The organism is Nonomuraea sp. NPDC003804, assembly GCF_040610675.1.
Lineage (GTDB): Bacteria > Actinomycetota > Actinomycetes > Streptosporangiales > Streptosporangiaceae > Nonomuraea.
In genome coordinates this window covers 24,657-33,513 of sequence record NZ_JBEXMT010000042.1, presented here as the reverse complement: position 1 = coordinate 33,513, position 8,857 = coordinate 24,657, and the positions used below count along the sequence as shown (strand labels likewise).

Below are 8,857 nucleotides of genomic sequence, written 5' to 3'. Positions count from 1 at the left end.
TGGCCCGTCTCGCGCGTCCCTATCGACCGTCCGGTCTCAGCGTGGCCCCGTCGAACGTCCCGTCACCGCGTCGTCGCGGGGAGTCAGCGGCGTGGCGGGTCGATCCGCGCGCCGTCAATCGTGAACAGCATCAGGCGGCTGACATCCACGCCGATCTTGGCGGCGTCCCCGGTCCGCCACGCCGGCCGCACGCCCAGCCGGACGATCAGGTCCGCCCTGCGGTGGCTGCCGTCGCGCATGGTGTGGCCGACCTGCTCCTGGTCGGCGTGGTCCTCCTCGACCGGCCCGAGGAGCCGCCGCATCATCCCGCGCAGCCCGCCGCCCCCCTGGTCGCGGCCGTTGGCGTTGCGCCGGGGGTCGGGCGGCTCCGGGACGGCCACCCCCGGCACCCCGCACTCGACGTAGGCCAGCCACTCGTGGCCGTGGTACTCCAGCGCCCTGACCCTGCCGTAGAAGCTCGGCCCCTCGTACGACTCCGGGACCGGCGCGAGCCCGTCGGGGCGCAGCCCCACGATGATCTGGCCGCCGGTGTGCTGGGAGATGGCGTACGCCCGGGGGTCGCTCCACGGGATCACCAGCTGGTGGGGGCCGAAGTCGAGCAGCACGTACTGGTTCTGCGGGGTCCGCACGGTCGCGGCGAGCAGGTTGAGCTGCTGGGAGCTCAGGAAGGCCGCCACGAAGGCGGTCGCCGGGTCGTTGTAGATCTGGGCGGGGGTGCCGACGTCCTGCAGCACGCCCCTGTTCATGATGGCGATGCGGTCGGCCAGCGTGAGCGCCTCGACCTGGTCGTGGGTGACGTAGACGGTGGTGACGCCGAGCGAGCGGACCAGGGAGGAGATCTCCATGCGCAGCTCGGTGCGCATGCCGGCGTCGAGGTTGGACAGCGGCTCGTCCATCAGGAAGATCTTCGGCTGGCGGACGATGGCGCGGCCCATGGCCACGCGCTGGCGCTGGCCGCCCGACAGGGTGCCGGGCCTGCGGTCGAGGGTCTCGTCGATGTGTAACGCCTTGGACAGCTCGGTCACGCGTTCCCTGACCACGGCGGGGTCGGCCTTGGCGATCTCCAGGGGGAAGGCCATGTTGCCGCGCACCGTGCGGTGCGGGTAGAGGGCGCCGTTCTGGAAGACCATCGCGACGTCGCGGTCGCGCGGGGCCACGTGGTTGGCGAGCTTGCCGTCGAGCCACAGGTCGCCGGAGGTGACCTCTTCCAGCCCGGCGATCATCCGCAGCAGCGTCGACTTGCCGCATCCCGACGGTCCGAGCAGGACGAGGAACTCCCCGTCGGCGGCGCGCAGGCTCAGCCGGTCGACCGCCAGGTATCCCCCGGGGTAGACCTTGGTTACCTTGTCCAGGACGACCGTGCTCATGGGTCTGCTCCACCCTCGTCGACGCGCATCAGACTCCCGAGCGCGAGGGAGTCATCGCTGCTTGGCGGGCATGAGACGTCACCTGTGACGGGGCTGATTGATGAGGTAGTACATCGCGTGTTCACCCCGGTGTCCAGACTTGACATGAAAAATCTGTAACCGTGCGTGGCTGATTCAAGACGGCGGCTCGCGACACGCTCGAATCCCCGCTCCCGCCCACGTATCCGGCCGGCTTCGGTATGCCGGCAACCATCCCCTGCCTCGACTTATTGCGAAAAATCCCACTTTGGAAAGGCTTGCGTAAACTTGCGGCAAGCCCTTTCATATGAAGTGGTCCCGTCGCGTTGGCGGGACCTGCTTGTTGTCGGTTCGCGGGGGACATCACATGACCCACTCGTCGGCACCGGCCCGCTGGTGGCGGGACGCGGTGATCTACCAGGTGTACGTGCGCAGCTTCGCCGACGGCGACGGTGACGGCGTCGGCGACCTGATGGGCGTGCGCGATCGCCTCGGTTACCTCGCCGACCTCGGCGTCGACGCCGTCTGGCTGACGCCCTTCTACTCGTCGCCGATGGCCGACTTCGGCTACGACGTGGCCGACTACCGCGACGTCGACCCGCTGTTCGGCACGCTGGCCGACGCCAAGGCGCTCATCGACGAGGCGCACGGCCTGGGCATCAGGGTGATCGTCGACATCGTGCCCAACCACACCTCCTCCGCCCACCCCTGGTTCCAGGAGGCGCTGCGCGGCGTCAACCGCGACCGCTACATCTTCCGCGACCAGCCCAACGACTGGGAGTCGATCTTCGGCGGCCCCGCGTGGACCCAGGTCGAGGACGGCCAGTGGTACCTGCACCTGTTCGACTCCTCGCAGCCGGACCTCAACTGGGACCACCCCGAGGTCCGCGCGGAGTTCGAGTCGATCCTGCGCTTCTGGCTCGACCTGGGCGTCGACGGCTTCCGCGTCGACGTCGCCCACGGCATGGTCAAGCCCGAGGGGCTGCCCGACATCGGCCACGCCGACCAGGTCCGCCTCATCGGCAGCGACGTCGTGCCGTACTTCGACAACGACGCCGTGCACGACATCCACCGCGCGTGGCGCAGGATCCTCGACTCCTACCCCGGCGAGCGCATCGGCGTGGCCGAGGCGTGGGCGCCCACGCCGGCCAGGCTCGCCCGCTACGTCCGCGAGGACGAGCTGCACCAGGCCTTCAACTTCCACTACCTCAACGCCCGGTGGGACGCCGACGCGCTGCGCGAGGTCATCACCGAGTCGCTGCAGACCGCCGACTCCGTCGGCGCCCCGTCCACGTGGGTGCTGTCCAACCACGACGTCAAGCGGCACGTCACCCGCTTCGGCGGCCTCGGCAGGGCGCGCGCCGCCGCGCTCCTCATGCTCGCGCTGCCCGGCTCGGCCTACGTCTACAACGGCGAGGAGCTCGGCCTGCCCGAGGTGCTCGACCTGCCCCCCGAGGTCTGCCTGGACCCCCAGCGGCTGCGCGACCCCGACAGCGGCCGCGACGGCTGCCGGGTGCCGCTGCCGTGGACCGCCGCCGACGGGTACGGCTGGCGCGACCCGTGGCTGCCGATCCCCGCCGACTGGGCGCACATGTCGGTCGAGGCCCAGGCCGACGATCCCGGCTCGATGCTGTCGCTGTACCGGCAGGCGCTGCGGCTGCGCCGTACCGTGGCGGGGGAGCTGCGCTGGCACGACTCGCCCGCCGGCACGCTCGTCTTCAGCCGGGACGACGGCTTCGTCTGCACGGTCAACCTGACCGGACAGGAGATCGGCTACCCGGTCGACGGCACGCCGATCCTGTCCAGCGGCCCCGTCGAGCAGGGACGTCTGGCTCCCGATTCCACCACGTGGTGGCGGGCAAAGGTTGCGTAAAGTGTCCATCATGAACGGTCACGCCCGTCTCGCCGACATCGCCGCCCAGGCAGGGGTGAGCGAAGCCACGGTCAGCCGGGTGCTCAACGGCAAGCCAGGCGTCTCCTCGGCGACCCGCCAGGCCGTCATGACCGCGCTCGACCTCATGGGGTACGAGCGCCCGCCGCGGCTGCGCCAGCGCAGCAACGGGCTCATCGGGCTGGTCACGCCCGAGCTGGACAACCCGATCTTCCCGGCTTTCGCGCAGGCCATCGAGAAGGCGCTCACCCACCACGGCTACACGCCCGTACTGTGCACCCAGCTGCCCGGCGGCGCGCCCGAGGACGAGTTCACCGAGCTGCTGGTCGACAGGGGGGTCAGCGGCATCGTCTTCGTCTCGGGGTTGCACGCCGACACCACCGCCCGCATGGACCGCTACACCAGGCTGACCGACCGCGGGCTGCCGATCGTGCTGGTCGACGGCTACAACGAGAACATCGACGCGCCCTTCATCTCGCCCGACGACCGGCTGGCCTCGCGCCTGGCCGTCCAGCACCTGGTCGACCTCGGCCACGAGCGCATCGGCCTGGCGCTGGGGCCGCGCAGGTTCGTCCCGGTGATCAGGAAGATCGAGGGCTACCGGCAGGCGATGGCGCAGCTGCTGGGCGCCGACGACGTCGACGACCTGATCGCCCACTCGCTGTTCTCGGTCGAGGGCGGGCAGGCCGCCGCGGCCCAGCTGCTGGCCAAGGGCTGCACCGGCATCGTGTGCGCCAGCGACCTGATGGCGCTGGGCGCGATCAGGGCCTGCCGGGAGCGGGGCAGGTCGGTGCCGGGCGAGGTCTCCGTGGTCGGCTTCGACGACTCGCCGCTGATCGCTTTCACCGACCCGCCGCTGACCACCGTCCGCAAGCCGATCGGGGCGATGGCCTCGGCGGCGGTGCAGACGCTGCTGGAAGAGGTCAACGGGACCCCTGGGCGGCACCTCGAGCTGATCTTCCAGCCCGAGCTGGTGGTGCGCGGCTCGACGGGCTCGGGGCCGCTCGTCAACCGCTGATCCTCGTCACCGGCCGGCCCTGAGGCGAGGCCGGCCAGTCCCTGGAGGGGTGCGAGATGTACGACGTGCTGGTCATCGGCGGCGCGGGGGTCGACACCACCGCCTACGTGCCCGAGCTGCCCCTGCCGTACGCCGACACCTACGCGGTGCCGCCGGTCGTCGACCGCATCGGCAACACCGGCTCGGGCGTCGCGCTCGGCTGCGCCGCGCTGGGACTGCGGACCAGGTTCGCCGACCTGATCGGCGACGACCCCCAGGGCAGGCTGATCAGGGAGCACCTGGCCGCCAGGGGCGTCGACTTCGCGTGGGCGCCGTCGGCAGCGGGCACCAGGCGCAGCATCCTGCTCGTCGGCCCGGACGGCCGCAGGACCTCGCTGTTCGATCCGCGCGGAGTGCCGGGCGAGCGGCTGCCGCGCGAGCTGTACCTGCGCCCGGCCCGCCACGTGCACGTCTCGATCACCGACTTCTCCCGCCACGTCTACGCCGACTTCCCCGACGTGCCCACCTCCACCGACCTGCACGACTGGGACGGCGTCTCCGACTACCACAAGGACTTCGCCTACCGCTCCGACCTGGTCTTCCTGTCGGCCACCGCGCTCGCCGACCCGCCCGCGACCATGCGCCACATCAGGCGGCACGGCCGCGCCCACACCGTCGTCTGCACCGACGGAGCGCGGGGCTGCCTCGTGCTGAGCGGCGACGGCGAGGTGACGGCCTTCCCCGCCGTGCCCCTGCCCGCGCCGATCGCCGACTCCAACGGCGCGGGCGACGCGTTCGTCTCCGGCTTCCTGTACGGCCTGCTGCGCGGCGAGCCGGTGGCCACGTGCGCGCGCCTGGGTGCCATCGCGGGCGCCCACGCGTGCGTCTCCGAGGGCACGCACGAGGACCCGATCACCGAGGCCGCGCTGCTGGCCCGCGCGGCTACTGCCTAGTGCACCTGGTGGGCCGCACGACCAGCACGACCCGCCGCTCGGCGTCGCCCACGGGCGCCTCGTAGTCCAGCCCGTAGCGCCTGGCCAGCACGTCGAAGAACGCCCCTTCCGGATCGGGGTCGATGCGCTCCACCACGCCGCGCACCTCCAGGTAGCGGTACGGCGCGTCGGGGTCGTTGATCGACAGGGCGACAGAGGGGCGCTCGGCCGCGTTCCTGCCCTTGCGCCGGTCCGTGGTGGTGGTGAAGCGGAGGAACTCCCCGTCCCAGATCGTCCACACCGGCGTCACCTGGGGTGTCCCGTCCGGCATCAACGTCGCCAGGTGGGCGAACAGCGGCCGGGTCAGCAGATCGAGATGGCTGTCTGGAATAACGCTCATGGCCCGGCACACTCGAGACGGCGGACGCCGCCGCCGTGGCGATCGAGCGGAAGATCGCCGACGCCTTCACCCCGCGGGAGCGCGACCAGCTCCGCGACCTGCTCGCCCGCTTCGGGCAGGCGCTGTCGCGGCCCGACGACGCCCCATCAGACCCGCAATGACGTCGCATGTTTTCCTCCATGTGATCCAAGGCCGCTACGATCGCTCGGCGTGTCCTCTCAGTACCGTCGTCCCGACCCCCCGCCGCAGGCCGTGTTCGTCGACCAGAGCGGCCGCCGCAGGCGGCTGGTCATGGCAGGGTCCATCGCCGCGAGCGCACTGGCGTTCGTGCTGCTCGCCGTCGTCCTCGGCGGCATGTTCACCGGCACGACGCTGTCGGTGAGCGGCTGGCCGGGTGACGGCTCACCGGCGGAGGGCACGGCTTCGCCCACGCGGTCCAGGAGCGCGTCGCCGTCGGCAACGCCGACCGCGTCACGCACCCTGCCCGTGTTCAGGCCCACACCCGCCTCCAGCGCCACGCGGCAGGCCCCGCCGTCACACGCACCCCGCACCACGCCGAGCGCCCGGGCGGTACCACCCGCGGACAGCGCCGAAACCCCCGGGGCGCCCACCCGGGCCCCGAGCGCCGAGCCGGACCCGGTCACCGACCCTCCCGCCACCGCGGAGCCGACCGGCGAGCTGCCGCCGGGTCTGGACGGCAAGACGCCGCCGGGCCACGACCCCGACAGGTCGAAGGGGCCGAAGGGATGACGCTTCCCACCGACCGGCACTCGCCCGCCGACGGCCACCCGCCCGCCGACGGCCACCCGCCCGCCCAGGGGCAGCCGCCCGCCGAACGCCGGCCGCTCGCCGCCTGGCAGTCGCTCGACGAACAGCGGCCGCCCGCCGTGCCGCGACCGCCCGCCGTGCCGCGACCGCCCGCCGTGCCGCAACCGCCCGCTGTGGCGCAACCGCCCGCCGTGCCGCAGCCGCCCGCCGTGCCGCAACCGCCCGCCGTGCCGCAGCCGCCCGCCGCCGGTCCGATCACCGCGCCGCTCCCGCGGACGAAGGCGGCCGACCCTCGCGGCCACTGGTTCCTGCTGGCCGTCGGCATGCTGCTGCTCGCCTGCGCGCTGGCGCTGAACGGCTACGTGACCAACGTCGCGGGGGAGACCCAGGCGCCCGCGCCGGCGACCGACGAGTCCACCCCGGAGCTCGACAAGCTGCGCGGGGGCGGACCCGTCCTCAACCTCACGGCCGGAACGGTCGCCAGCGCCGCGCCTGCCGCCAGGAAGGTGGCGCTGACCTTCGACGACGGACCCGATCCCCGGTGGACGCCGCTCGTGCTCGACGTGCTGCGCCGGCACGGCGCCAAGGCGACGTTCTTCACCGTCGGCTCGAAGGTCGCCCAGTACCCGGAGCTGGCGCGGCGGATCGTCGCCGAGGGACACGAGATCGGCAACCACACCTACGCCCACGCCGACCTGACGAACGTGCCGGAATGGCGGCTGCGGCTCGAACTGTCCCTGACCCAGAAGGCGCTGGCCGGGGCGACGGGGCAGCACACCACGCTGGCCCGCCCGCCGTACTCGTCGACCCCCGCCGCCGTCACCCTGCCGCAGTGGCGGAGCCTGCGCGCCGTCGCCGCCGAGGGCTACCTGATCGCGCTGACCGACCTGGACACCAAGGACTGGAGCCGGGTGACGGCGGACAGCATCGCCAAGAGCGCGGTGCCCGCCAGAGGACGCGGCGCGATCGTCATGATGCACGACTCCGGCGGTGACCGGAGCCGGACGGTCCAGGGCCTGGAGACGGCGCTGAAGGAGCTCGACCGCCGGGGATACCGAGCGGTCACCGTGACCGCCGCCCTCGGCATGCCGTCCGCGCACCAACCGGCCGGACCGGTCGAGCGCTTCACCGGCTGGGCGCTCGCCCTGGCGCAGCGCGCCTCCGGCGCCTTCACCGGCGCGCTGGCGTGGGTCCTGGTCGCGGCGGGCGTGCTCACCCTGGCCAGGCTCCTCCTCTTCGCGGTGCTGGCCTGGGTGCACGCGCGCCGCAACCGGGGCGGCAGGCGCCGCAGAGGCCGGGCGCGCTGGGACACGCCGCCGCCGGTGACCGTGATCGTGCCCGCCTACAACGAGGAGGCCGGCATCAGGGCGACCATCATGTCGCTCGTCCGCACCTCCTACGAGGGTCCGCTCGAGGTGATCGTGGTCGACGACGGCTCCACCGACGCCACCGCCGACCTGGCCATGTCGCTCGGCCTGCCCAACGTCAGGGTGCTGCGCCAGTCCAACGGCGGCAAGCCCGCCGCGCTCAACACCGGCATCGCGCACGCCGCCCACGAGGTGCTGGTCATGGTCGACGGTGACACGGTCTTCGAGCCCGACACCATCGGCCATCTGGTGCGCCAGCTCGCCGATCCCGAGGTCGGCGCCGTCAGCGGCAACACCAAGGTCGGCAACCGGCGGGGCATGATCGGGCGCTGGCAGCACATCGAGTACGTCATCGGCTTCAACCTCGACCGGCGCGCCTTCGAGCTGCTCGACTGCATGGCGACGGTGCCCGGCGCGATCGGGGCCTTCCGCAGGTCCGCCCTGGTCGCGCTCGGCGGCGTCAGCGTCGACACCCTCGCCGAGGACACCGACCTGACGATGGCGCTGTGCAGGGCGGGCTGGCGGGTGGTCTACGAGGAGAAGGCGCTGGCATGGACCGAGGCGCCGACCTCGCTGGGCCAGCTCTGGAAGCAGCGCTACCGGTGGTGCTACGGCACCCTCCAGGCGATGTGGAAACACCGGCGCGCGGTGGTCGAACCAGGCCCGTTCGGGCGCCGCTGCCTGGGCTACCTGACCCTGTTCCAGGTGGCGCTCCCGTTGCTGGCGCCGGTCGTCGACCTCATGGCCCTCTACAACACCGCCGTCGGCGATCCGCTGCCCGTCGTCGCGGTGTGGGCCGCGTTCGTCGTCGTGCAGGCGCTCACCGGCTGGTACGCGTTGCGGCTGGACGGGGAGCGGGCCTCCGCCCTGTGGGTGCTGCCCCTGCAGCAGTTCGTCTACCGGCAGCTGATGTACCTCGTGGTGATCCAGTCGGTGGCCACCGCGATCCTCGGGGTACGGCTGCGCTGGCACACGGTGCGCCGGCAGGGCACCTTCGGCGAGACGCTTCCGCAACAGGCCGGCTGACCCGGCGCCCCGGCCGAGCGGCGCCCCGGCCCCGCCTTGAGCCCTCGCGCGGCTCAGCCGAGCGGCGCCCTCGGCTCCGCCTTGAGCCGTC

The 8,857-nt window shown here is 72.5% G+C and carries 8 protein-coding genes; 6 read left to right on the top strand and 2 right to left on the bottom strand.

Annotation, left to right across the window (positions count from 1 at the left end):
• Window positions 1–83: 83 nt before the first annotated feature.
• Window positions 84–1,367 (bottom strand): ATP-binding cassette domain-containing protein, encoded by a 1,284-nt coding sequence (locus ABZX22_RS39940; protein ID WP_354920645.1) that lies wholly within the window; start codon window positions 1,365–1,367, stop codon window positions 84–86.
• Window positions 1,368–1,752: 385 nt separating this feature from the next.
• On the opposite strand from ABZX22_RS39940, the gene ABZX22_RS39935 reads away from it, so the two are divergent.
• The 3 genes from ABZX22_RS39935 to ABZX22_RS39925 are packed head-to-tail and all read left to right on the top strand — an operon-like array spanning window position 1,753 to window position 5,226.
• Window positions 1,753–3,258, top strand: coding sequence for a glycoside hydrolase family 13 protein (locus ABZX22_RS39935; RefSeq protein WP_354920642.1), 1,506 nt, complete (start codon window positions 1,753–1,755; stop codon window positions 3,256–3,258).
• 10 nt (window positions 3,259–3,268) lie between these two features.
• Window positions 3,269–4,294: a LacI family DNA-binding transcriptional regulator gene (locus ABZX22_RS39930; RefSeq protein ID WP_354920639.1), complete on the top strand. Its 1,026-nt coding sequence runs from the start codon at window positions 3,269–3,271 to the stop codon at window positions 4,292–4,294.
• 56 nt (window positions 4,295–4,350) lie between these two features.
• Entirely contained in the window at window positions 4,351–5,226 is an 876-nt protein-coding gene (locus tag ABZX22_RS39925; protein ID WP_354920636.1) for an adenosine kinase, read from the top strand.
• Here the strand turns inward: ABZX22_RS39925 and ABZX22_RS39920 are convergent.
• Window positions 5,216–5,605, bottom strand: a complete 390-nt coding sequence (locus ABZX22_RS39920) for a PPOX class F420-dependent oxidoreductase (RefSeq protein ID WP_354920633.1) — start codon at window positions 5,603–5,605, stop codon at window positions 5,216–5,218. The genes ABZX22_RS39925 and ABZX22_RS39920 overlap by 11 nt on opposite strands.
• A gap of 35 nt (window positions 5,606–5,640) precedes the next feature.
• Between ABZX22_RS39920 and ABZX22_RS39915 the strand changes: the two genes are divergently transcribed.
• Genes ABZX22_RS39915 through ABZX22_RS39905 form a run of 3 tightly spaced genes read left to right on the top strand, consistent with a single transcriptional unit; the run spans window position 5,641 to window position 8,766 of the window.
• A complete protein-coding gene (locus ABZX22_RS39915) occupies window positions 5,641–5,766 on the top strand; it encodes a hypothetical protein (protein WP_354920630.1) in 126 nt (41 codons plus the stop codon).
• A 49-nt stretch (window positions 5,767–5,815) separates the two neighbouring features.
• Entirely contained in the window at window positions 5,816–6,355 is a 540-nt protein-coding gene (locus ABZX22_RS39910; protein ID WP_354920627.1) for a hypothetical protein, read from the top strand.
• Window positions 6,352–8,766 carry a bifunctional polysaccharide deacetylase/glycosyltransferase family 2 protein gene (locus tag ABZX22_RS39905; protein WP_354920624.1) on the top strand — a complete coding sequence of 805 codons (2,415 nt, stop codon included), beginning with the start codon at window positions 6,352–6,354 and terminating at the stop codon, window positions 8,764–8,766. Before ABZX22_RS39910 ends, ABZX22_RS39905 begins: the two co-directional genes overlap by 4 nt.
• Window positions 8,767–8,857: the final 91 nt, after the last annotated feature.

What these genes read in the sequence shown, in the direction of transcription:
- ABZX22_RS39920 (WP_354920633.1), bottom strand. Translation starts at nt 5,605, where the DNA reads ATGAGCGTTATTCCAGACAGCCATCTCGATCTGCTGACCCGGCCGCTG.
- ABZX22_RS39940 (WP_354920645.1), bottom strand. Translation starts at nt 1,367, where the DNA reads ATGAGCACGGTCGTCCTGGACAAGGTAACCAAGGTCTACCCCGGGGGA.
- ABZX22_RS39935 (WP_354920642.1), top strand. Translation starts at nt 1,753, where the DNA reads ATGACCCACTCGTCGGCACCGGCCCGCTGGTGGCGGGACGCGGTGATC.
- ABZX22_RS39925 (WP_354920636.1), top strand. Translation starts at nt 4,351, where the DNA reads ATGTACGACGTGCTGGTCATCGGCGGCGCGGGGGTCGACACCACCGCC.
- ABZX22_RS39930 (WP_354920639.1), top strand. Translation starts at nt 3,269, where the DNA reads ATGAACGGTCACGCCCGTCTCGCCGACATCGCCGCCCAGGCAGGGGTG.
- ABZX22_RS39905 (WP_354920624.1), top strand. Translation starts at nt 6,352, where the DNA reads ATGACGCTTCCCACCGACCGGCACTCGCCCGCCGACGGCCACCCGCCC.